General features: G+C 64.9%; 25 protein-coding genes. 17 read left to right on the top strand and 8 right to left on the bottom strand.

Features of this window, described 5'->3' with window-relative positions; translation table 11 throughout:
* Positions 1 to 4 precede the first annotated feature (4 nt).
* Positions 5 to 547, top strand: a complete 543-nt coding sequence (gene infC, locus AC1DIO_RS14060) for a translation initiation factor IF-3 (RefSeq protein ID WP_069877443.1) — start codon at positions 5 to 7, stop codon at positions 545 to 547.
* A 192-nt stretch (positions 548 to 739) separates the two neighbouring features.
* Here the strand turns inward: infC and AC1DIO_RS14055 are convergent, their stop codons facing one another.
* Complete coding sequence (locus AC1DIO_RS14055) at positions 740 to 1033, bottom strand: GYD domain-containing protein (RefSeq protein ID WP_441488959.1); 294 nt, start codon at positions 1031 to 1033, stop codon at positions 740 to 742.
* A gap of 250 nt (positions 1034 to 1283) precedes the next feature.
* Positions 1284 to 1889 (bottom strand): TetR/AcrR family transcriptional regulator, encoded by a 606-nt coding sequence (locus AC1DIO_RS14050; protein WP_441506482.1) that lies wholly within the window; start codon positions 1887 to 1889, stop codon positions 1284 to 1286.
* A gap of 117 nt (positions 1890 to 2006) precedes the next feature.
* Here AC1DIO_RS14050 and AC1DIO_RS14045 point away from each other — a divergent pair, with 117 nt between their 5' ends.
* The gene (locus AC1DIO_RS14045; protein ID WP_476831669.1) at positions 2007 to 3230 is read left to right on the top strand and encodes an MFS transporter; all 1224 of its coding nucleotides are present in this window, start codon (positions 2007 to 2009) and stop codon (positions 3228 to 3230) included.
* 149 nt (positions 3231 to 3379) lie between these two features.
* On the opposite strand, the gene AC1DIO_RS14040 is transcribed toward AC1DIO_RS14045, so the two are convergent.
* Entirely contained in the window at positions 3380 to 4375 is a 996-nt protein-coding gene (locus AC1DIO_RS14040) for an aldo/keto reductase (RefSeq protein ID WP_476853541.1), read from the bottom strand.
* A 96-nt stretch (positions 4376 to 4471) separates the two neighbouring features.
* Here AC1DIO_RS14040 and AC1DIO_RS14035 point away from each other — a divergent pair, with 96 nt between their 5' ends.
* The 4 genes from AC1DIO_RS14035 to rplT all read left to right on the top strand — a co-directional run bounded on the left by AC1DIO_RS14035 (position 4472) and on the right by rplT (position 6602).
* The gene (locus AC1DIO_RS14035; RefSeq protein WP_441506485.1) at positions 4472 to 5365 is read left to right on the top strand and encodes a LysR family transcriptional regulator; all 894 of its coding nucleotides are present in this window, start codon (positions 4472 to 4474) and stop codon (positions 5363 to 5365) included.
* Positions 5366 to 5467: 102 nt separating this feature from the next.
* Positions 5468 to 5797, top strand: coding sequence for a VOC family protein (locus tag AC1DIO_RS14030; RefSeq protein ID WP_476769747.1), 330 nt, complete (start codon positions 5468 to 5470; stop codon positions 5795 to 5797).
* Positions 5798 to 5998: 201 nt separating this feature from the next.
* Positions 5999 to 6199 (top strand): 50S ribosomal protein L35, encoded by a 201-nt coding sequence (gene rpmI / locus AC1DIO_RS14025; protein ID WP_043233081.1) that lies wholly within the window; start codon positions 5999 to 6001, stop codon positions 6197 to 6199.
* A gap of 28 nt (positions 6200 to 6227) precedes the next feature.
* Positions 6228 to 6602 (top strand): 50S ribosomal protein L20, encoded by a 375-nt coding sequence (gene rplT, locus AC1DIO_RS14020; RefSeq protein ID WP_043233082.1) that lies wholly within the window; start codon positions 6228 to 6230, stop codon positions 6600 to 6602.
* A gap of 59 nt (positions 6603 to 6661) precedes the next feature.
* Here rplT and AC1DIO_RS14015 read toward each other — a convergent pair whose 3' ends face one another.
* The 4 genes from AC1DIO_RS14015 to AC1DIO_RS14000 all read right to left on the bottom strand — a co-directional run bounded on the left by AC1DIO_RS14015 (position 6662) and on the right by AC1DIO_RS14000 (position 9116).
* Positions 6662 to 7423: an LOG family protein gene (locus AC1DIO_RS14015; RefSeq protein WP_441506487.1), complete on the bottom strand. Its 762-nt coding sequence runs from the start codon at positions 7421 to 7423 to the stop codon at positions 6662 to 6664.
* Between the two features lie 146 nt (positions 7424 to 7569).
* On the bottom strand, positions 7570 to 8166 hold the full coding sequence (locus AC1DIO_RS14010; RefSeq protein WP_441506488.1) for an SCO family protein: 597 nt from the start codon (positions 8164 to 8166) through the stop codon (positions 7570 to 7572).
* Positions 8163 to 8678, bottom strand: coding sequence for a hypothetical protein (locus AC1DIO_RS14005; RefSeq protein ID WP_441506489.1), 516 nt, complete (start codon positions 8676 to 8678; stop codon positions 8163 to 8165). The genes AC1DIO_RS14010 and AC1DIO_RS14005 overlap by 4 nt, the downstream gene beginning before the upstream one ends.
* A 3-nt stretch (positions 8679 to 8681) precedes the next feature.
* The gene (locus tag AC1DIO_RS14000; RefSeq protein WP_441506490.1) at positions 8682 to 9116 is read right to left on the bottom strand and encodes a hypothetical protein; all 435 of its coding nucleotides are present in this window, start codon (positions 9114 to 9116) and stop codon (positions 8682 to 8684) included.
* A gap of 129 nt (positions 9117 to 9245) precedes the next feature.
* Here AC1DIO_RS14000 and pheS point away from each other — a divergent pair, with 129 nt between their 5' ends.
* The 8 genes from pheS (at position 9246) to AC1DIO_RS13960 (ending at position 18152) form a co-directional block, all read left to right on the top strand.
* Positions 9246 to 10328 (top strand): phenylalanine--tRNA ligase subunit alpha, encoded by a 1083-nt coding sequence (pheS, locus tag AC1DIO_RS13995; protein ID WP_476769749.1) that lies wholly within the window; start codon positions 9246 to 9248, stop codon positions 10326 to 10328.
* Between the two features lie 28 nt (positions 10329 to 10356).
* Positions 10357 to 11544 (top strand): ceramide glucosyltransferase, encoded by a 1188-nt coding sequence (locus tag AC1DIO_RS13990; protein WP_441506492.1) that lies wholly within the window; start codon positions 10357 to 10359, stop codon positions 11542 to 11544.
* A gap of 2 nt (positions 11545 to 11546) precedes the next feature.
* A complete protein-coding gene (locus AC1DIO_RS13985; RefSeq protein WP_476853566.1) occupies positions 11547 to 11963 on the top strand; it encodes an ASCH domain-containing protein in 417 nt (138 codons plus the stop codon).
* Positions 11960 to 14383 (top strand): phenylalanine--tRNA ligase subunit beta, encoded by a 2424-nt coding sequence (gene pheT, locus AC1DIO_RS13980; protein WP_441488971.1) that lies wholly within the window; start codon positions 11960 to 11962, stop codon positions 14381 to 14383. Before AC1DIO_RS13985 ends, pheT begins: the two co-directional genes overlap by 4 nt.
* Positions 14384 to 14742: 359 nt before the next feature.
* Entirely contained in the window at positions 14743 to 15540 is a 798-nt protein-coding gene (locus tag AC1DIO_RS13975) for an alpha/beta fold hydrolase (protein WP_476853540.1), read from the top strand.
* Entirely contained in the window at positions 15537 to 16616 is a 1080-nt protein-coding gene (locus AC1DIO_RS13970) for a tartrate dehydrogenase (RefSeq protein WP_069877427.1), read from the top strand. Before AC1DIO_RS13975 ends, AC1DIO_RS13970 begins: the two co-directional genes overlap by 4 nt.
* A gap of 72 nt (positions 16617 to 16688) precedes the next feature.
* The gene (locus AC1DIO_RS13965; RefSeq protein WP_441488973.1) at positions 16689 to 17393 is read left to right on the top strand and encodes a TerC family protein; all 705 of its coding nucleotides are present in this window, start codon (positions 16689 to 16691) and stop codon (positions 17391 to 17393) included.
* Between the two features lie 18 nt (positions 17394 to 17411).
* Complete coding sequence (locus AC1DIO_RS13960) at positions 17412 to 18152, top strand: TerC family protein (protein ID WP_441488974.1); 741 nt, start codon at positions 17412 to 17414, stop codon at positions 18150 to 18152.
* 8 nt (positions 18153 to 18160) lie between these two features.
* Here the strand turns inward: AC1DIO_RS13960 and AC1DIO_RS13955 are convergent, their stop codons facing one another.
* A complete protein-coding gene (locus AC1DIO_RS13955) occupies positions 18161 to 18769 on the bottom strand; it encodes a 4'-phosphopantetheinyl transferase family protein (protein ID WP_476853539.1) in 609 nt (202 codons plus the stop codon).
* A 131-nt stretch (positions 18770 to 18900) separates the two neighbouring features.
* Between AC1DIO_RS13955 and AC1DIO_RS13950 the strand changes: the two genes are divergently transcribed.
* The 3 genes from AC1DIO_RS13950 (at position 18901) to AC1DIO_RS13940 (ending at position 20928) form a co-directional block, all read left to right on the top strand.
* Positions 18901 to 19632, top strand: coding sequence for an AzlC family ABC transporter permease (locus AC1DIO_RS13950; RefSeq protein ID WP_441488976.1), 732 nt, complete (start codon positions 18901 to 18903; stop codon positions 19630 to 19632).
* On the top strand, positions 19619 to 19936 hold the full coding sequence (locus AC1DIO_RS13945) for an AzlD family protein (protein WP_113515472.1): 318 nt from the start codon (positions 19619 to 19621) through the stop codon (positions 19934 to 19936). Before AC1DIO_RS13950 ends, AC1DIO_RS13945 begins: the two co-directional genes overlap by 14 nt.
* 125 nt (positions 19937 to 20061) lie before the next feature.
* Complete coding sequence (locus tag AC1DIO_RS13940) at positions 20062 to 20928, top strand: branched-chain amino acid aminotransferase (protein ID WP_441488977.1); 867 nt, start codon at positions 20062 to 20064, stop codon at positions 20926 to 20928.
* Positions 20929 to 20930: the final 2 nt, after the last annotated feature.

Here is a 20930-nt window from a genome sequence, read left to right as displayed (position 1 = left end):
AGCCATTCGCCGTCCGTTCCGCGCTGCCCCAACCCCGACCAAAGACGGTCCGCGTTCTAACCGCGACATCCGCGGTGTCCGTGAGGTTCAGCTCATTGACGATACCGGCGCCAACCGTGGCGTTGTGTCGTTCTTCGAGGCCCTGAAGATTGCCGAGGATGCCGGTCTCGACCTGGTCGAGATCGCCCCCAATTCAGTGCCTCCGGTCTGCAAGATTCTCGACTACGGCCGCTTCCGCTTTCTGGAGCAGAAGAAGGCCGCCGAGGCGCGCAAGAAGCAGCGCACCATCGAGATCAAGGAGATCAAGCTCCGGCCGGGCATCGACAAGCACGACTACGACGTCAAGATGAAGGCCATGCACGGCTTCTTCGAGGAGGGCGACAAGGTCAAGGTGACCCTGCGCTTCCGCGGCCGCGAAATGGCGCACCAGGACCTCGGCGTGAAGGTGCTCGAGCGGGTCAAGGCTGATCTTGTCGATGTTGCCAAGGTCGAGAGCGACTGGCAGCTTGAGGGTCGCCAGATGGTGATGGTCCTGGCGCCAAAATAGGTCGCCTGGAGCGCCCTGCCTCGGAATCAGGTTGAGACAAGGCCCGGCCGCTTCGGCTGGGCCTTGTCTCATTTGATCCCTGCTGGGTCGTCCTAAGGCATCGGCCCGAAAAGTGGATTGCGGTTTTCCGAAAGGCCGATGCAAACACAGAAGACCAGATCATCGGACCGGTTATGAATCCGGTCCGATGATCTAGCTGACGGAGCGAATGATCTCGCGATAGGCGGCTTCCGGAAATGCCTTGAGCGTTTGCGTTCTCACATTGCCGTGCATTGCCAGTTGCAGGCAGAAGCGCGCCAGAACGGCATCGTCTGGTGCCTCGCAGACGATGACCATGTCGTATTTCCCCATCGTCATGAAGAAGGCCTTGAAGTCGCCGCCCATGTCGCGCAGCAGCTTCCTGGCCGTGTCGAGGCGGGTCGGCGAGTCCTTTACGTTGCGCGCGCCCTGGTCGGTCCAGTTGGTCAGCAGGATATAGGTCGTCATCACGCTTCTCCCTGGCTGGGCCCGGCCCATGCGTCGGAAGTGTCGTGTGCGGCGGCCCGATCGTCGCCGCTCGGTCTAGGACGGGATGTTTCGCCATCCGCCGGGCCTCTGGCGCCAGTGTAAAGCATCGACCCGAAAAGTGGATTGCGGTTTTCGGGACAGCCGATGCTCCAACGTGACCGTCAGCGGCGCTGCCGGCCGTCGCCGCCGACTCTGGCGCGTCCCGGGCGAGGCTCCGGCGGGCGACCCCTCAACCACTCCCGGCAGGGTGAAGCAGCAATCCGTCCAGCATGGCATTAAAGGCCGCGATCGCCCGGTGAGAGGCGGCTTGCGGGTTCTCGGCATGGGCGATCCATTGTGCCGCATGTTGCGTCGCACCGGAGATCAGGCGGGCGGCCGCCTCGGGGTCGATCGCGAGCAGGATCCTGTCCGCGACAAGCGTCTCGAGGCTCGCCGTCATCGAACGGATGCAGGCGCTCTGCGTTGGCCAGTTCCAGGGATCGCCGAGGACGGCTGGCCCATCGCGTAGGACGATGCGCTGGATCTCCGGCTCCAGCGCCATCTCGATATAGGCGGTGCACTCGTCGCGGAAGCCGGCCCATTTATCTGCCGCACTGGCGGAGACGATGCGAAGGCGCTCGTTCATTTCGTCATCGATTTCGGAGATCACGGCCCTGAGCAGGCCCTTCTTGTCACCGAAGTGATGGTAGAGCGCCCCGCGTGTCAGTCCGACGGCGGCGGTCAGTTCATCCATCGAGGCGTCGGCATAGCCCACGGTGCCGAAGGCATGGCGCGCCGCACCGAGGAGCTTGGCCCGCGTCTCGGCGATCATCTCCGTGCGTGGTCTGCGAGCCATCCATGTTCCTTTCGCATACGCGGCGTATGTCAATTGACACGGGCCGGGTCGGCTCCTACTTCACTTTCATACGCTCCGTATGTAAGTGGTACAGAAACTTCTGGAAAGAGGCCCGTCATGGCCAACCCCTATCGCGAGATCTTCAGGGCTCCAGGCGCTATCGCGTTCTCGGCGACGGGCTTCATCGCGCGCATGCCGGTCTCGATGGTAACGCTCGGCGTMGTCACCATGCTGTCCCAGGCGCGCGGCGAATACTGGCTGGCAGGGGCGGTCGCGGCGACCTTCGCCTTGTCCAACGCACTGATCGCGCCTCAGCTCTCCAGGCTGGTCGATCGCTACGGGCAGCGTCGGCTGCTCATTCCCGCAACACTCGCAGCGATTGCGGCGCTATCGGGCCTGATGCTGTCGACCCGCTACGAAGCGCCCGTCTGGGCTCTTTTCGTCTTCGCCATGCTGTCAGGAACGATGCCGAGCATATCGGCGATGGTCAGGGCGCGCTGGACCGAGCTTTATCGCGATACGCCGAAGCTGCGGACCGCCTTCGCCTTCGAGTCGGTGGTCGACGAGGTCATCTACATGACCGGGCCGGTCATCGCGATCGGGCTGAGCGTATCCTTCTTTCCAGAGGCAGGGCCGCTCGCCGCGACGCTGCTGCTGACCGTCGGAACTGCGCTGTTCGTCGCGCAGCGGGCATCCGAACCGCCCGTGCATCCGCAGGGGGCGAGTGGCGGTGACTCGGTCATTCGCCTCGCGTCGGTGCGGATCATCGCCTTCATCCTGATTGCGATCGGCACGATCTTCGGAACGGCCGAGGTCACCGCCGTTGCCTTCGCCGAGGCGCAAGGGAACAAGGCTGCCGCCAGTTTCGTCCTGGCGAGCTATGCCGCGGGATCGCTGATCACGGGGATCGTGTTCGGCGCGCTCAAGCTGCGCATGTCGCTGGCCAGCCAGTTGCTGATTGCGATTGCGCTTGCAGCGGTGACCACGCTGCCTCTGCTCGCCGTCAACAGCATCGGCAGCCTTGCCGTCGTGGTGTTCCTGGCCGGCGCTGCCGTTTCGCCGACGATCATCGTCTCGATCGGCCTGATCGAGCGCCTCGTCCCGGCTGCGAAACTGACCGAGGGCATCACCTGGGCCATGACCGGCATCGGTATCGGCATGGCGGTGGGCTCTTCCGCCTCAGGCTGGGTCATCGACGGGTTTGGCGCGCGCAGTGGTTTCTGGATTTCGGTTGCCGCAGGCGGCGTTGCCCTCGCGACGGCCTTGCTTGGTTATCGCCGCCTGCATGGTGAGAAGCCGCAGCCCGTCCTGCGTGAGGCCGCAGCCTGTATCGGCCCTTAGGGGCAGAACGCCGAAAGGGGCAGAGCCTTCGCATCATTGTAGCCGCGCCGGAGCATCCGATCCGTGGGGCCTGCCATCATTGGCCTGCGTGAGCGCTCGTCGAAGAAGGAGGCGCGCAGAGCGCGCCTCCTGAACGATGCCCGACAGGGCTAGCCGTCGACGAGGGCGAGCGCGGCGTCGGTGTAGCGTTTGCCCGCCACGTCGGCCGGCGTGAGCGCTTCGCCTATGGCTGCTGTTTCGTCGGTGGTCAGGACGATGTCGGCCGCCGCCCTGTTCTGCTCCAGATGGGTMATCTTGCGCGCACCGGGGATCGGCACGATGAAGTCCCCCTGATGCAGCACCCAGGCCAGCGCAAGCTGCGCGGCGGTGACGTTCTTGCTCGCGGCCAGGCGTTCCAGCCGTTCGACGAGCGCCGCGTTGGCTTCCAACGCTTCGGCCTGGAAGCGTGGCAGGGTCCGGCGCCAGTCCTCGCTGCCCAACTCGTCGAGCGTCCGGATCGTGCCGGTGAGCAGGCCGCGGCCGAGCGGGCTGTAGGGCACGAACCCGATTCCGAGCTCACGGCAGACGGCGAGCACGCCGTCTTCAGGCTCGCGGCTCCACAACGAATATTCGCTCTGGACGGCCGCGATCGGATGCACCGCGTGCGCCCGGCGGATCGTCGAGGCATTGGCCTCGGACAGGCCGAGCGCTCGGACTTTGCCCTCGCGCACGAGATCGGCCATGGCGCCGACCGTATCCTCGATCGGCACATTCGGGTCGACGCGGTGCTGGTAATAGAGATCGATCACGTCGATCCCGAGCCGCTTGAGCGAGGCTTCCGCCACGGCCCTCACATGTTCCGGCCGGCTGTCGAGCCCCGCCATGCGCTCCGGTCCCTTGCCCTCTTCGAGGATCCTGAACCCGAACTTCGTGGCGATCACCACCTGGTCGCGCACAGGCCTGAGCGCCTTGCCCAGCAGGACCTCGTTCTCGAATGGGCCATAGACTTCGGCGGTGTCGAAGAGGGTCACTCCGATATCGACGGCGCGCCGCAAGGTGGCGATCGCGGCGCTCTCTTCCTGGCCACCATAGGCGAAGGTCATCCCCATGCAGCCGAGGCCGACGGGGAAGACTTCGAGTTCTTGACCAAGCTTGCGAGTTTGCATCACGGGCTCCTCTTTTGTGATCCGATACAGATGAGGCTTGCGCCACTGATCGATAATCACCTGGAGAAAGCACGGCCTGTTCGATAAAACAGATCAATGAACCGCGCTGATCTCCCGCATCTCGCCGTCCTGGCGGCCGTCGCCCGCAATCGGGGTTTCCGTGGCGCGGCACGCGAGCTCGGCATTGCGCCGTCCGCCGTCAGCCATGCCGTGTCGCTGCTGGAGGCCCGGCTCGGCGTGCGCTTGCTGGCGCGCAGTACGCGCAGCGTCGCTCCCACCGAGGCCGGGGCGCAGCTTCTGGAACGGCTGCTGCCGGCGATGTCGGAGATCGCCCTGGCGCTGGAAGTGGCAGCTGCCTCGCGCGACGAGCCCGCCGGCAATCTTCGCCTCACCGTGCCGCGCACCGCCGCTCATCTGGTACTGGCGCCGAAGCTCGGCGCCTTTGCCGCGGCCTATCCGGAAATCGTGCTCGAGATCGTCATTGACGACAGATTCGCTGATGTCGTCGCGGGCGGGTTCGATGCCGGGATCCGGCTCGGCGAGAGCCTGCAGCGCGACATGATCGCCGTTCGCATCGGGCCGCGCATGCGTGGCGTCGCGGTTGCGGCCCCGGCCTATTTCGCCGGGCGTGACATGCCGCTGACGCCGCACGAACTGCCCGGGCATCGCTGCATCCGCTTCCGCTTCGAAAGTGGCGTGATCTATCGCTGGGAGTTCGAGAAGGACGGTCTCGTCGTCGAACCCGAAGTCACGGGGCCGCTGATCCTGGGCGATGACCGGCTCGTCCTCCAGGCCGCGCTTGATGGTGCCGGCATCGCATTCCTCTTCGATGACTATGTCCGCGATGGGCTCGGGCAGGGCAGGCTGGTGTCTGTTCTGGAGGATTGGTGTCCACCCTTCGACGGGTTCTACGTGTATTATCCGAGCCGCCGGCAGATGCGCCCGGCGCTGCGGGCTTTCATCGACTTCTTCCGCGCTGATAAGGGGTAGCGCTGCCGCACGCTTCCGGGCCCGTTGGGCTCCCTTCCGATCATGACCACGAGGATTTCCGTGACGGGTTCTATTTCGGCCGTTCTGGTTCACGTCTCGGACGTGGTCGCGGGGCTCGCTTGGTATCGCAGCGCATTTCCCCGCGCCGTTCCGGCGACGAGCCAGCCTTCGGGATTCGCCTTTCTGCAGATTGGCGAGACGCAACTTGAAATCGTTCCGGATGACACGAAGGTGGCCAGCGGCGCTACCGGCTCGATTGTCTATTGGCGGGTGGAGGATTTCGAGCGATCGCTTGCCCATTTGCAGGCGGTCGGCGCGGTTCTCTATCGCGGGCCGCTGGCCATCGACGGTGATCTGTGGATGTGCCAGGTTCGCGATCCTTGGGGCAATTGCATCGGGATCAGAGGGCCTCGCGCCGAAAAGCTGGGCTGATCGGGATAAACCCGTTCCGGTTCGCCATGCGGCCTTTTAGGCATGAGTGGCGCCTGCACTTGCCAGCCCCGGGCTTTTCTGTCATATGCGCGCCCTTCGATCGCCCGGCTGATAAGGGCTGCCGTGGCGGTCGTTCTTTGCTTCCAGCAAGCAAAATCGAAGCGGCGCATCTCGCGCGTCCGCGACCATTGAGGAGCTGAAATGCCCAAGATCAAGACGAAGTCGAGCGCCAAAAAGCGCTTCAAGATCACCGGAACCGGCAAGGTGCTCTACGCCCAGGCCGGCAAGCGTCACGGCATGATCAAGCGGACCAACAAGCAGATCCGCAATCACCGCGGCACGGCAACCCTCTTCGAGGGCGATGCCGCCAACGTGAAAAAATACTTCCTGCCGAACGGCTGACGCCCTCTAACCTTTCCGGAGATCACACATGGCTCGCGTGAAACGGGGCGTAACGTCCCACGCCAAGCACAAGAAGACACTTAAGGCCGCCAAGGGTTTTTATGGCCGCCGCAAGAATACGATCCGCGCTGCCAAGGCGGCCGTCGATCGTTCGATGCAGTATGCCTATCGCGACCGCAAGAACCGGAAGCGCTCGTTCCGCGCGCTCTGGATCCAGCGCCTCAACGCTGCGGTGCGTGAGCATGACTTGACGTACTCGGTCTTCATTGGCGGTCTCGCCAAGGCCGGTATCGAGCTCGATCGCAAGACGCTGTCGGCGCTGGCCATCGACGACGCAGCCGCCTTCGCGGCCGTGGTCGAGACGGTGAAGGGTGCCCTCGGCGCGGAAGCCAAGGCCGCCTGAGTTTCGCCTCGGCGAAGTGAATTGGAAAAGGCCGGCAGCGATGCCGGCCTTTTTCGTTGTCAGCTCTGCATGCTGTCGTTTGCGGGAAGGACCCAGTTCTGGCCCGCACCGTCGACGACACGCTGGTAGGCTTCCTCCGGCGTATCGGCGTAGCAGAACAGCGAAAGATCTTCGGGGCGGATGAATTTTGCCGCGGCCATGGCATCGAGATTGAGCAGGTCACGCCAGAAGGCGCTGTCATAGAGCACGATCGGTACGGCCGGCATCTTGCCCGTCTGCTTCAGCGTCATGATCTCGAAGAGTTCGTCGAGCGTGCCGAATCCGCCGGGAAACACGACGAGCGCCGCGGCGCGCATTGCCAGGTGCATCTTCCGCATCGCGAAATAGTGGAAGCGGAAAGTCAGGTCCGGCGTTGACCACGGATTCGGCTCCTGCTCGTGCGGCAGGGTGATGTTGAAGCCGATCGAGAGCGCCCCCGCTTCCGTCGCACCGCGATTGGCTGCTTCCATGATGCCCGGCCCGCCGCCAGTGGCGATGACATGATGGCGCCCGCTCTCGCCGTCGATGAGCGCGCCGCCCCGCTCGGAGGCAATGCGGGCGAATTGCCGCGCCGCCTCGTACCAGCGGTCACCTTCCCGGACGCGGGCCGAGCCGAAGACGACAACGGTCGAGATGATGCCGCGCGCGCGTAAATGGTCCTCGGCCTTCTGGTATTCGAGCATGAAGCGCACGCCGCGTGTCGAATCGCCAAGGATGAAATCGGGGTCGAGCGCCGCCAGGCGGTACGAGGGGGAATTCTTCTGGGCCTGGCTGTCGGGCATGATGTCTGTCTCCATGATGCCACCTGCATAGCCGCATCCCGGCGGCACTGTCGCCTGCATCGCTGGCAGGGCTGCTCCGCCAGGCCCGGACTTGTTCGGGCCAAGCACTTGTTCGGGCCAAGCAGGTGTTGAGGCCAAGCACGTGTTCAGCCGAGGTACTTGTTCAGGATCTCGGCGAGACGTGGCGCGCCGGCATTGTGCGGCAGCAGGGTCAGAAAGCGCCCCTCGCGGTCCATCAGATAGGTGAGGGAGCCGTGATCGACGGCGTACTCCGCGGCGCCATGATGCGGCAGCGTGAGCTTGCGGCGATGCACCTTGTAGGCGCGGGCGATCGCGGCAATCTCCGATTCGCTGCCGGTCAGTCCGATCAGGCGCGGATGGAGGGCTGTGACATAGGCTGCCATCGTGGCGGGCGTGTCATGGGCCGGATCGACCGTGACGAAGAGCGGCGCGAGCCGCTCGGCCTGCGGGCCGATGGCGTCGAGCGCTTGCGCGATGATCGCAAGATCGACCGGGCAGGTATCGGTGCAACGGGTGAAGCCGAAATAGACCAGCATGAACCGCCCGCGGAAATCCGTGTCGTTCACGCGCTTGCCGGTGTGGTCGATGAGCGTGAAAGGGCCGCCGAACCGGGTGGCGAGCGGGTCGATAGGGCTGGCGCCAGATGCAGGCGGTTGCTGCGAGAACGCGCCTGCGGCTGGCAGGATGGCGCCAAGGGCCAGCAGCACCCGCCGCGAGATCATTTCGGCCGAAGTCCCTTGATTCCGTAAGGGCCGTCTTCGGCGATGCTGCGGTTCGCTTCAGGATCGGCCCGCCACCATTCGGAGGCCTTGCCGTTGCGGGCCTCCCAGTCGGACTTGAAGCGTTCGGCCGGAATCCAGGGCTGCGAGGGGCCTTCGCGGACCGCCTGCACGAAGAATACTGTCACTGCCGGGTTGGCGATCAGCAGGCCATCGGCCTCGATCTCGCGGCCGCAATAACCGATCAGGTCCCGGACCGAGCCGGCAAAGTCGACGTTCGATTTCGCGACAAGCCGGAAGGTGCCGTCGGCCAGGACAAGGCCGAGCTGGCGCTTGCCGCTGCCGCAACCGGGCGTGCAACGGCCTGTGAGATGGCAGAGCGCATCGACGACCCGCCCCTTGAGGATTGTCGCAGTCTCGTACGGGATGTTCCAGGCTTCGGCCGCGCGCGCGGTTGTCACGGGGATGCCGGCGAGAAGCGCGGCCACACCCAGCATGTGCCGCAGCATTCGCATCGCTCAGTTCCCGAACGGCTGGATGCCGTGTTCTTCATGCGTCATGCTGATCACGCCCTTGTCGTCGGCGATCCTGTCGACGAGCAGGTACTTCACGCCGTCGCGCTCGAGCAGCTCGCCATCGACTGTGACCTCGTGTGTGGCCATTCGCGCAACACGCGGATTGGCGGCGCTCTCATCGTCGTCGCCGATCTTGAGAATGAGATAGAGATTGCCGGCCGGGTCGCGGATGTTGACCGGGATGCCGCCAAGCGCACACCAGATTGCGCATTGGTGGTGGGCTGTGCCCCTGGCGAACATCAGCCCGCTGATCGTGCACCAGGTATCGCTGATTTCCCCGGTGATCGTGACGCGCTGCCCGTCCTGTGCCCCTGCCGGAGCGGCGCTCAGCGTGACGATCAGGAATGCCAATGCGCGCCAGTGAGACAGGATTGTCATGGTGCTGCGCTCATTTCGGCCAAACAGGGTCTCTGCCGTCGCACCTGCGATGCTTTGCCAGCACGATTGCCCCTAGCATCGCTCAAGATGACACCCTAGAAGATGCCTCGCAATCGGACCAGATCAGGCATGAATGAGATCGATACCCTCAGCGATTCACTTCTTGGTGAGATCGCCGCTGCGCAGGACGAAGCCGCGCTCGAGCAGTTGCGCATCGCTGCGCTCGGCAAGTCGGGCTCGGTGTCCGCGCTGCTGAAGACGCTGGGCGCGATGACGCCGGACGAGCGCAAGGAAAAGGGCCCGCTGATCAACGGCCTGCGCGACAAGGTCCAGGGCGCCATCACCGAGCGCAAGGAGGCGTTGGGGCAGGCTGCGCTCGACGCGCGCCTTGCTGCCGAGCGGATCGATGTCTCCCTCCCGGTGCGCGAGGGGCCGGAGGCGCGCGGGCGCATCCACCCGATCAGCCAGGTCATCGACGAGATCACTACGATCTTTGGCGACATGGGCTTTTCGATCGCGGAAGGTCCCGATGTCGAAACCGACGATCTCAACTTCACCAAGCTGAACTTCCCCGTCGGCCACCCGGCGCGGGAGATGCACGACACCTTCTTCTTCGCGCCTGACGCCAATGGCGAGCGCAAGCTGCTGCGCACGCACACCTCCCCGGTGCAGGTGCGCACAATGATCTCGCAGGAGCCGCCGATCCGCGTCGTCTGCCCGGGCCGGACCTATCGTATGGATTCCGACCAGACCCACACCCCGATGTTCCATCAGGTCGAAGGTCTGGTGATCGACAAGAAGGCCAATTTTGGCCACATGAAATGGGTGCTCGAGGAGTTCTGCAAGGCGTTCTTCGAGGTCGATAGCGTCAAGATGCGCTTCCGCCCCTCCTTCTTCCCCTTCACCGAACCGTCGGCCGAAGTGGACATCCAGTGTTCGCGCAAGGGCGGCGAGATCCGCTTCGGCGAAGGCGACGACTGGCTGGAGATTCTCGGCTGCGGCATGGTGCACCCGAACGTGCTGCGTAATTGCGGCCTCGATCCCGATGTCTATCAGGGCTTCGCCTGGGGCATGGGCATCGACCGTATCGCCATGCTGAAATACGGCATGCCGGACCTGCGCCCCTTCTTCGAGGCCGATATTCGCTGGCTCTCCCATTACGGCTTCCGCCCACTCGACCTGCCGACCCTGACTGGCGGCCTGACGTCGTGAGGGAGCCGGTCGTGCAGGGGAGGGCGGGATGACAGTCGCAGCAGGAGCAGGATTGTTCGCGGTGCTTGCCGTCGCGCTCAACCTGCTGTGCCTCGCGATCGCCTATTTCCGCCTGCGCCACCGCGCTTTGGGCTCGGCCTTGCTCGACCAGTGCCCGGCCGTCACGATCGTGCGGCCGGTGCGCGGTCTCGAGGCGTTCAGCCGCGAGACGTTGAGCTCGGGGCTGGTGCTCGACTACCCCCGCTACAGGACGATCTTCTGCGTTGCCGATGGCGACGACCCTATCGTGCCGCTGATCGAGGATCTGATCAGGCGCTTCGGCGACGACCGCGTGCGGCTGATCGTCGGCGATGTCGCCGTCAGCGCCAATCCGAAGCTCAATAACTGCGTCAAGGGCTGGGACGCGGCGGACACGGACTGGGTCATTCTCGCCGATTCCAACGTGCTGATGCCGAAGGACTATATCCAGCGGATGCTGACGGCGTGGCGGCCCACGACCGGGCTCGTCTGCTCGACACCGGCCGGTTCGCGCCCGCAGGGCTTCTGCGCCGAACTCGAATGCGCCTTCCTGAATACCTTCCAGGCGCGCTGGCAATATGCCGGCGAGGCTCTCGGCTTCGGCTTCGCGCAGGGCAAGTCGATGCTCTGGAACAAGCCCTTTCTCGACTCCAATGGCGGCATTGCAGCGTTGGGGGCGGAGATCGCCGAAGATGCAGCGGCGACGAAGCTGGTGCGCCGGGCCGGCAAGCATGTCCATCTCGTCGGCCAGCCCTTCGAGCAGCCCCTGGGCGAGCGCAGCCTGCGCGATGTGGTGCAGCGCCAGTTCCGCTGGGCCAGGCTGCGCCGGGTGACGTTCCTGCCATTCTTTGCACCGGAGATCCTGTCGGGACCGCTGCTGCCAGTGCTGGCGGCCGTTGTTGCGGCGCCAGATTTTGGGCTGCCGGCCTGGGCCGCGCTATGCGTCGTGCTGCTGCCCTGGTACGCGGGCGAGATGCTTCTGGCCTATGGCGTCGGCTGGTACCTGTCGTGGCGGCTGCCTTTCGCCTTCCTGGTGCGCGATATCGTCTTCCCGGGGATCTGGGCCTATGCCTTCGTCGCGGGCGAGGTGACGTGGCGCGGCAACGCGATGAAGATCAGGACCGATGGCGAGGACCGGTTGAACGATGGCCAGTCCCAGCTGTCGCCGGTTTCGGCGCGACGGGACGGGGCGACGTGACCATGGGCACGACCACGATCCCCGAGCGCTACCGGGGCTGCCCGAGCTTCTCCTTTGGCGACAGCCCGGAGCTGGCCTCCGAACTGGCCGCGCTCGTCGTCAGCGGCCGCAAGCGGGCGACGGTGAACACGCCCGATGATCCCGACTGCCCGGAGGTCGGCCAGATGTGGATCGTCCTCGACGGCGGCAAGCGACCTGTCTGCGTCATCGAGACGCTCGAACTGACGACGCGGCGGTTCGACGAGATCGATGCCGAATTCGCCTTCGAGGAAGGCGAGGACGACCGTACTCTGGCCTCATGGCGCCAAGCCCATGAAGCCTATTTCCGACGCCTCGGCGTCTTCAGTCCCGACATGACCTTGATTTGCGAACGCTTCCGTCTGGTGGAAGTGCTCGCTCCGATGGACGCACACGCATGAAATTCACGCTCTCCTGGCTCAAAGACCATCTCGACACCACCGATACGGTCGACACCATCACCGAGACCCTGACGCGTGTCGGGCTCGAGGTCGAAGGCGTCGAGGACAGGGCGAAGGCGCTCCAGGCCTTCACCATCGCCTATGTGATCGAGGCCAAGCAGCACCCGAATGCCGACCGGCTGCGCGTCTGCCTGGTCGACACCGGCACCGGCGAGCCCGTGCAGGTCGTCTGCGGCGCGCCCAATGCCCGCACCGGCATGAAGGGGGTGTTCTCGCCGCCGGGCAGCTACATTCCCGGCAAGGACATCACCCTCGGCAAGGGCGTCATTCGTGGCGTCGAGTCGAACGGCATGCTGGTCTCGGAGGCCGAGCTCCAGCTCTCCGAGGATCATGACGGCATCATCGAACTGCCGGAGGATGCTCCGGTCGGAATGCCCTACGCAACCTATGCCAAGCTCGACGACGCCACGATCGAGATCGCGGTCACGCCAAACCGGGCCGACGCGCTCGGCGTCAGCGGTGTCGCGCGCGATCTCGCCGCCGCAGGTCTCGGCACGCTGAGGACACCGTCGATCCAGCCGGTGCGCGGCTCGTTCCCGTGCCCGGTCAAGGTCACGCTCGACTTCGCGCCGCAGGACAAGAAGCTCTGCCCGGCCTTCGCCTTGCGCCTGATCCGCGGCGTGAAGAACGGTCCGTCACCGGAATGGTTGCAGGCCCGCCTGCGCGCCATCGGCTTGCGGCCGATCAATACGCTCGTCGACATCACCAATTTCATGACCTTCGACCGCAACCGGCCGCTTCACGTCTTCGACGCGGCCAAGGTCAGGGGAGATCTCACGGTGCGCCGGGCCAAGGCGGGCGAGGAGATTCTCGCGCTCGACGGACGCACCTACAAGCTGAGCGACGAACAGGTGGTGATCTGCGATGCGCATGGCGTCGAATCGCTCGCCGGCATCATGGGTGGCGAGGCTTCGGGCTGCGACGAGAACACGGTGGATGTCCTGGTCGAGAGCGCGCTCTGGGACCCGCTCAACATCGCCCGTTCGGGCCGAGCACTCGGTATCAACTCGGATGCGCGCTATCGTTTCGAGCGCGGTGTCGATCCGGATTTCTGCCGGCCGGGCCTCGATCTCGCGACGGTGATGATCATCGATCTCTGCGGCGGCGAAGCCTCCGAAATGGTGTTCGAGGGCGAGCTTCCGGAGTCGCGCCCCGCGATCGATTTCCCGTGGTCGGAAGTGAAGCGTCTGACGGGGCTCGATCTGCCGCAGGTCGAGATGAAGCTCGCGCTGACCTCGCTCGGTTTCCATGTCTCGGGTGCGGGCGAGCGGGTGAAGGTCGCGGCGCCGTCCTGGCGCGGCGATGTCGAGGGCAAGGCCGATCTGGTCGAGGAGATCCTGCGTATTGCCGGGCTCGACCGCGTGGCCTCCACGCCGCTGCCGCGCATCAAGGCAGAGGTGGTGAAGCCGGTTCTCACCGTGCTTCAGAAGCGCACCCGCGCCGCCAAGCGTCTGCTTGCCAGCCGTGGCTTGGTCGAGGCGGTGACCTGGTCCTTCATCTCGCACGAGGCGGCGACGCTCTTCGGCGGCGGCTCGCCCAAGCTGGTTCTGGCCAATCCGATTGCCGCCGATCTCTCCGACATGCGGCCGTCGCTGCTGCCGGGGCTGATCCGTTCGGCCCAGGCCAATGCGGCACGCGGCTTCGGCGATGTCGCATTGTTCGAGGTCGGGCAGGTCTTCTTCAGCGATGAGCCCGAAGGCCAGGTGATAGCGGCCGCCGGCTTGCGCCGCGGCACGGCCCGGCTCGAGGGTGTCGGCCGTCATTGGGACGGTGCGGCCGAGCCTGTCGATGCCTTCGATGCCAAGGCCGACGTCATGGCCCTGCTCTCCGGTCTCGGAATCCCCGTCGGCGGCTTGCAGGTCGTGGCCGGTGGCCCTGCCTGGGCTCATCCGGGGCGGTCGGCGACATTGCAGTTCGGGCCGAAGGGCGTCATCGGCGCCTTCGGGGAAGTCCATCCCAAGATCCTCAAGGCGCTGGACGTGAAGGGGCCGCTCGTGGCCTTCGAGATCCATCTCGACACCCTGCCTTTGCCGAAGGCCAGGCCGACCAAGGTCAAGCCGAAATTGAGCCTCTCCGGCTTCCAGCCGCTGACGCGCGATTTCGCCTTCATCGTCGATGCCAAGGTTGCGGCGGGTGACATGATGCGCACGGCGCAGAATGCCGAGCGCAGCCTGATCTCCGATGTCACGGTGTTCGATCTCTATGAGGGGCCGGGCGTCGAGGCAGGCAAGAAATCCGTGGCGCTCGCCGTCACGCTCCAGCCTGCCGAGAAGACGCTGACCGATGTCGAGATCGATGCGGTCGGCAGCAAGATCGTCGCCGAGATGACCAAGCGCTACGGCGCGACCCTGCGGAGCTGATCCTCAGGCCGGGAGCACCGGTTCCCCGGAGCAGACATGCGGGAAGGCGGGAGCGACACTGGGCGCGCCCGCCTTTTGCGTATCTGGCAGGCCTGTCATCGGGCTGTCTCGGGGCAGAGCGTTGGTGCGCCTCTGGGGCGATGGGCCAGTGCGCGTTATTGATCCAGATTGTGTAATAATCCGCCCGCGCAATCCGTGAACAATCGCGCTATCGGCTGCTGATCGTTTCAACGTGCCCTGGCTGTATGACCATCTCCGAATGTCCCGTTGCGGACAGCCTTTTCCCTGGCTTTCGCCTGCTCGACGTTCAGACGTCGGGTGCGCGAATTCGCGTGCGGACAGGCGGGGAGGGGCCGGCCTTGCTGCTGCTGCACGGTTATCCGCAGACGCATGCGCTTTGGCACAAGGTCGCGGACCGGCTGAAGCGGCATTTTACCCTGGTGTGTGCAGATCTGCGTGGCTATGGCGACAGCGAGAAGCCTGTCTCCGATGCCGCTCATCTTGTCTATTCCAAGCGTGCGATGGCGCAGGACATGGTCGAGGTCATGGCTGCGCTTGGCCATGATCGGTTTGCCGTTGGGGCGCATGATCGCGGCGCGCGCGTGGCCCATCGCATGGCGCTCGACCACGCAGGCCGTGTGACGAGGCTCGCCACGCTCGACATCGCGCCCACGCGCGAGATGTATGCCAATACCACCGACGCCTTCGCGCGTGCCTATTGGCACTGGTTCTTCCTGATCCAGCCCGCGCCCTTTCCCGAGCGCATGATCGGTGCTGATTCCAAGGCCTATTGGCTGAAGAAATGCGGCTCGGGCTCCGCCGGTCTGACCCCTTTCGCGCCTGAGGCGCTTGAACACTACCTGCGCTGCTTCGCCGATCCGGCGACGATTCACGCGAGCTGCGAGGATTATCGCGCGGCCGCGACCATCGACCTCCGTCATGACGACGAGGATGATGGCCGCAAGCTTGAGCAGCCCCTGCTGGCGCTTTGGGGCGAGCAGGGCGTGATCGGGCGCTGCTTCGATCCCCTGGCGCTCTGGCGCCAGCGTGCACAGAATGTCCAAGGCCGGCCCTTGCCCGGTGGCCATTATTTGGCGGAGGAGATCCCCGATCTCGTCGCTGCCGAATTCACGGCTTTCTTCGGAGAAGACACATGACCGGAACCAATCGCGTCTACCGCATCGCTGTGATCGCCGGCGACGGCATCGGCAAGGAGGTCATGCCCGAAGGTCTGCGGGTGCTCGAAGCGGCGTCGAAGAAGTTCGGCTTCGAGCTGCGCTGCGACAGCTTCGATTTCTCCTCCTGCGACTACTACGCCAAGCACGGCAAGATGCTTCCCGACGACTGGAAGGACCAGATCGGTGGGCATGACGCGATCTATTTCGGTGCTGTCGGCATGCCGGCGCAGGTGCCGGACCACATCTCGCTCTGGGGCTCGCTGCTGCTGTTCCGGCGTGAATTTGACCAGTATGTCAATCTCCGCCCCGTGCGGCTGATGCCCGGCGTGCCTGGCCCGCTGGCCAACCGCAAGCCGGGCGATATCGATTTCTTTGTCGTGCGCGAGAACACCGAGGGCGAGTACTCCTCTGTCGGTGGGCGCATGTATGCCGGCACCGAGCGCGAGATCGTGCTGCAGGAGACGGTGATGAGCCGCGTCGGCGTCGACCGCGTGCTGAAATACGCCTTCGAGCTCGCCCAGCGCCGGCCGCGCAAGAAGCTGACTTCGGCCACCAAGTCGAACGGCATCTCGATCACCATGCCCTACTGGGACGAGCGGGTGAAGGAGATGGCCAAGAACTATCCGGATATCGCGGTCGATCAGTACCATATCGACATCCTCACCGCGCATTTCGTGCTGAATCCCGATCGTTTCGACGTCGTGGTCGCCTCCAACCTGTTCGGTGACATCCTGTCCGATCTCGGGCCGGCCTGCACCGGCACGATCGGCATCGCGCCGTCGGGGAACATCAACCCGACCCGTGAATTCCCTTCGCTGTTCGAACCCGTTCACGGCTCGGCGCCCGACATTGCCGGCCAGGGCATCGCCAATCCCGTCGGCCAGATCTGGTCAGGCGCGATGATGCTCGACCATCTCGGCGAGCGCGAGGCCGCAAAGGCCATCGAGGCCGCGATCGAGCGTGCCCTTGGAGACGCCCGGACGCGCACGCGCGATCTCGGCGGAACCTTGAGCACCGAGGCTGCGGGCAGAGCAGTCGAGCAAGCGCTGGGCTGAGCAAGAAGGGCGCGACTCCAGCCAGGGTATTGGCTAGAAAGCGATCATATTCCGCGAGAGGCTGCTTCATCCATGGATTTCACCGCTGCTTCGCTGGCCGATCCCCTCCTCTGGGGCAAGCTCTTCGAAATCATCGTGCTGAACATCGTGCTGTCGGGCGACAACGCGGTTGTGATCGCGCTCGCCTGTCGGGCGCTGGCACCGGCGCAACGCACCAAGGGCATTGCGCTTGGTGCCATTGTCGCCGTGCTGCTGCGGGTCGTGTTCACGGTCGTGGTGGCCTCGCTCCTGAGCGCGCCTTTCCTGCGCATCGCCGGCGCGGTGCTGCTGTTCTGGATCGCCGTGAAGCTGGTTCTGGAGGATGGCGAGGGTGACGACGACGCCATCGCCGCCAGCAGCAAGCTCTGGAAGGCCGTTCAGACGGTTGCGATCGCCGATATCGTCATGAGCCTCGACAATGTCCTGGCGATCGCTGCGGTCGCCAAGGACTCGATTCCGCTCCTGGTGGCGGGGCTGGTGATCTCGATCCCGCTGATCGTCGTCGGCGCCTCCTTGATCACCCGCCTGCTGGCCCAGTTCCCGCTCCTGGTTTGGGCGGGGGCGGGGCTGCTCGGCTGGGTCGCGGGCGAGATGCTCGATAGCGACCCCTGGTTCGCATCGCAATTTGGTGCAGCAGTGATGCACCAGCTTGAATATCCGGCGGCGATCCTTGGAGCGCTGCTGGTTCTCGGCCTTGGCTATTGGCTGAAATCACGCCGGCCCGACCCGGCAACTTGATAGAGGACTGACCGTAAAATGGATTTTTCGTCGAGCCAATTCTGGATCTCGCTGCTGCAGATCATCTGGATCGATCTGCTCTTGTCCGGCGACAACGCGGTGGTGATCGCGCTTGCCGTCCGCTCCCTTCCGGAGAATCAGCGCAAGGTCGGCATCTGGCTCGGCGCGGGTGCGGCGGTCGGCCTGCGTATCGCCTTCGCTCTGGTGGTCACCTATCTGCTGGCCGTGCCCTATCTGAAGGTCGTCGGCGGCCTCTTGCTGTTCTGGATCGCGGTCAAGCTCGCCAAGGGTGAAGAGGAAGCGCATACCGACATCAAGGCAGCGGACAATCTCTGGAAGGCCGTGCGCACCATCGCCATCGCCGATGCCGTGATGAGCCTCGACAACGTCATCGCGATCGCCGGCGCCGCCAAGGGCCACCCTGAGCTCTTCATCTTCGGCTTGCTGCTCTCGATCCCGCTGATCATCATGGGCGCGCAGCTCCTGACCTCGATCATCGAGCGTTTCCCGATCCTGATCTGGATTGGCGCTGCACTGCTCGGCTGGATCGCGGCAGAGATGATTCTGGGTGATATCGCCGTGCTGCAATGGCTGCAGGTGAACATGCCGACCTGGGTCAAGGCGGTCTCGACGGACGTCAACCCGCTCGGCGTCGGGCCTGCGAACCTGCCCCATTATGTCAGCGCGGCTCTCGGCGCGGCGCTCGTCTGCATCATCGGCTACGTCCTGAAGCGCAAGCCGGTGAACCAGCCCGGCTAAGCCGCCCTTCAGGCAAGAACGACAATCGCGGCGGCCAGGTCTTCCTGGTCGCCGTTTTTCATGAGGCGGGCCGCTCCGAGACCGATGGAGCGAACGCCCGCGTCCTCGACCGTGAAGAATCCTTCCGCCAGGAATCTCACGCAGAAGCGTTCGGGCGCGTGCGCGAAGCCCGTGCCCAGTGCCTTCACATAGGCTTCCTTCGCGCTCCAGAGTTGCGCGAAGGCGAGCGGTCTTTCAGCCGCAGGCAGGGCAAGCAGAATGTCCCTTTCGGTGGGGTGCAGAACGGCCAGCGGCGGCTCTGTTTGCTGCTCCACCCGCTCGACATCGACGCCGATCGGCCGCTCGGCAAGGCCCACGGCAACGATGCCTGAGCGCGTCGCGAGAGAAAGATGCAGGTCGCGGCCAGCGGGGCCGACGAGCAGCGGCCGGCCCCGCTMGTCATGGCCGATCTCACTGGTGGCGGCCGGCTGGCCGAGCTGGTGGTCCAGCACGAGCCCAGCCACGCTACGTCTGAGCCGCGCGCGCTCCATCAGATTGGCCGGTCGCTCGCTGGTCGGGATCAGCCAGACCGCGGGGAGTGTGGAGGCCTTTGTATCGATCGAGGTCAGCCAGAGCATCGCGGAATGCTAGCGGGCTCGGGGCGTTCCGTCGCCTCTGTTGATCCGCGTTGCGCCGCCCTGCATGGAATTCATGCAACGGCGCCGCCTGGACCCGTTGACGCGGGGCCTGCTTGGTCCATGGAAGAAGCATGACGTCGTCACCCGACCCACTCCCGAAGGAAGCGCGCGCGCCCGTGACCTGGCGCGGCATGATTCTGGGAGTCCGCAAGATTTCCGTGGTGCTCCCGGGCATCATCGTTTTCGCGGTTGCCTTCGGTGCAGCCGCCGCGGCGAAGGGCCTGAGCCTGCTGGAAACCGTGATGATGAGCGCGATTGTCTATGCCGGGGTCGCGCAGCTCGTGGCGATGGAACTCTGGCGGCCGGAATGGACCTGGGGGGCGATCGCCGGCCTTGCAGCCGTCACCGCGACGGTGAATGCGCGGATGGTGCTGCAAGGTGCGTCGCTTCAGCCCTGGTTCTCGCGTTTTCCGCGGGCCCTCAACGCCTTGCATCTGTTCTTCTTCACCGATGCGAACTGGCTGGTCGGAACGCGCTATCACGCCGAGGGTGGGCGCGATCTCGGCGTGCTGATCGGCGGCGGACTCCTGCTCTGGGTTGTCTGGGTTCTTGCCACCGTGCCGGGATATCTGCTCGGCTCGCTGGTGAGTGATCCGCGACGCTATGGCATCGATCTCGTGATGCCGATCTTCTTCGCAGCGATGATCGTGCCGCTCTGGCGTGGCCGGAAGGCGGCGCGGCCCTGGCTGGTTGCGGGCATCGTGGCGCTTGTCACGGCCAAGCTGGTCGATGGCTATGCCTTCATCATCGTCGGAGCGCTCTCTGGCGCGGTCGCTGGAGCTTTCCTCGATGACGCTGCCTGATCTCGCCGGCTGGGGAGCCTGGGCAGCGATCGCCGCCATGGCGATCGCCACCTATCTCTGTCGCATCTCGGGCGTGGTGTTGATGGGGTTCATCCCTCTCACGCCGCATGTCCGGCGCGGGCTGGCCGCATTGCCGGGCTCGATCGTCGTCGCAACCGTGCTGCCATTGGTCGAGCGTCTGGGGCTTGCTGCGGCGCTGGCGCTGCTGGCCGCTGTCGGCAGCATGGTACTGCGCCGAAGCGAGCTTCTGGCACTTGTCGTCGGCATGGCGGTGGTTTCGCTCGCCCGCGCCTTTGGCTTGTGATCCATCACCCGGCTGCATTGCTTCCATCACATGACGTCATTGCCGGAGGGCCTTCGGCATGTTGACGCGCGCGGCGGGGCGGCAGACGGTGTCGGTCAATAACACTGACAAAATCGAGGATGGTTATGGCTTGGTATTCGCAAACCTGGAGCTGGTTCGAAGGTGAATGGCATGAGGGAAATCCGGGCATCATGGGCCCGCGGACCCATGCCAGCTGGCTGGCTTCGACCGTCTTCGACGGGGCTCGCTATTTCGAGGACAAGGCGCCCGATCTCGACAAGCATGCGGCTCGCGTAAACCGCTCGGCCCATGCGCTCGGCCTGAAGGCGACGATGTCGGCTGAGGAGATCATCGCCAAGACCTATGAAGGCGCGAAGAAATTCGCCCCGGGCACGGCGCTTTATGTCAAGCCGATGTACTGGGGCGAGGCAGACGGTCTCTCGACCATCATGGCCGACCCTGAGTCGACCAAGTTCTGCCTCTGCCTCTTCGAGGCTCCGATGCCGGTGCCGTCGAACGGCTTCTCGGTGACGCAGGGCGCCTATCGCCGCCCGACGCTCGAGACCATGCCGACGGACTCGAAGGCCGGCTGCCTCTACCCCAACAATGCCCGTGTCCTGCGCGCCGCCAAGGCGGCCGGTTTCGACAACGCGCTGGTGCTCGACATGCTTGGCAATGTCGCGGAGACGGCGACGTCCAACATCTTCATGGCCAAGGACGGCGTGGTGAAGACCCCGGTCGCGAACGGCACCTTCCTGAACGGCATCACCCGCCAGCGCGTCATTTCGCTGCTGCGCCAGGACGGTATCACGGTCGAGGAGACCAGCCTGCGCTACAGCGATTTCGAGCAGGCCGACGAGATCTTCATCTCCGGCAACTACTCGAAGGTCATGCCGGTTTCCCGGATCGACAACACCGCGCTCCAGCCCGGCCCGCTGTTCCGCAAGGCGCGCGAACTCTACATGGACTTCGCGCACTCCAAGACCGCCTAGTC

This window comes from Allobosea sp. 05T439, from assembly GCF_056396005.1.
The sequence above is the reverse complement of the archived record's forward strand: the minus strand, read 5'-3'. Positions and strand labels throughout refer to the sequence as shown.

What these genes read in the sequence shown, in the direction of transcription:
- AC1DIO_RS14055 (WP_441488959.1), bottom strand. Translation starts at nt 1,033, where the DNA reads ATGACGACCTATATCCTGCTGACCAACTGGACCGACCAGGGCGCGCGC.
- AC1DIO_RS14050 (WP_441506482.1), bottom strand. Translation starts at nt 1,889, where the DNA reads ATGGCTCGCAGACCACGCACGGAGATGATCGCCGAGACGCGGGCCAAG.
- AC1DIO_RS14035 (WP_441506485.1), top strand. Translation starts at nt 4,472, where the DNA reads ATGAACCGCGCTGATCTCCCGCATCTCGCCGTCCTGGCGGCCGTCGCC.
- rpmI (WP_043233081.1), top strand. Translation starts at nt 5,999, where the DNA reads ATGCCCAAGATCAAGACGAAGTCGAGCGCCAAAAAGCGCTTCAAGATC.
- rplT (WP_043233082.1), top strand. Translation starts at nt 6,228, where the DNA reads ATGGCTCGCGTGAAACGGGGCGTAACGTCCCACGCCAAGCACAAGAAG.
- AC1DIO_RS14015 (WP_441506487.1), bottom strand. Translation starts at nt 7,423, where the DNA reads ATGCCCGACAGCCAGGCCCAGAAGAATTCCCCCTCGTACCGCCTGGCG.
- AC1DIO_RS14010 (WP_441506488.1), bottom strand. Translation starts at nt 8,166, where the DNA reads ATGATCTCGCGGCGGGTGCTGCTGGCCCTTGGCGCCATCCTGCCAGCC.
- AC1DIO_RS14005 (WP_441506489.1), bottom strand. Translation starts at nt 8,678, where the DNA reads ATGCGAATGCTGCGGCACATGCTGGGTGTGGCCGCGCTTCTCGCCGGC.
- AC1DIO_RS14000 (WP_441506490.1), bottom strand. Translation starts at nt 9,116, where the DNA reads ATGACAATCCTGTCTCACTGGCGCGCATTGGCATTCCTGATCGTCACG.
- pheS (WP_476769749.1), top strand. Translation starts at nt 9,246, where the DNA reads ATGAATGAGATCGATACCCTCAGCGATTCACTTCTTGGTGAGATCGCC.
- AC1DIO_RS13990 (WP_441506492.1), top strand. Translation starts at nt 10,357, where the DNA reads ATGACAGTCGCAGCAGGAGCAGGATTGTTCGCGGTGCTTGCCGTCGCG.
- AC1DIO_RS13985 (WP_476853566.1), top strand. Translation starts at nt 11,547, where the DNA reads ATGGGCACGACCACGATCCCCGAGCGCTACCGGGGCTGCCCGAGCTTC.
- pheT (WP_441488971.1), top strand. Translation starts at nt 11,960, where the DNA reads ATGAAATTCACGCTCTCCTGGCTCAAAGACCATCTCGACACCACCGAT.
- AC1DIO_RS13970 (WP_069877427.1), top strand. Translation starts at nt 15,537, where the DNA reads ATGACCGGAACCAATCGCGTCTACCGCATCGCTGTGATCGCCGGCGAC.
- AC1DIO_RS13965 (WP_441488973.1), top strand. Translation starts at nt 16,689, where the DNA reads ATGGATTTCACCGCTGCTTCGCTGGCCGATCCCCTCCTCTGGGGCAAG.
- AC1DIO_RS13960 (WP_441488974.1), top strand. Translation starts at nt 17,412, where the DNA reads ATGGATTTTTCGTCGAGCCAATTCTGGATCTCGCTGCTGCAGATCATC.
- AC1DIO_RS13950 (WP_441488976.1), top strand. Translation starts at nt 18,901, where the DNA reads ATGACGTCGTCACCCGACCCACTCCCGAAGGAAGCGCGCGCGCCCGTG.
- AC1DIO_RS13945 (WP_113515472.1), top strand. Translation starts at nt 19,619, where the DNA reads ATGACGCTGCCTGATCTCGCCGGCTGGGGAGCCTGGGCAGCGATCGCC.
- AC1DIO_RS13940 (WP_441488977.1), top strand. Translation starts at nt 20,062, where the DNA reads ATGGCTTGGTATTCGCAAACCTGGAGCTGGTTCGAAGGTGAATGGCAT.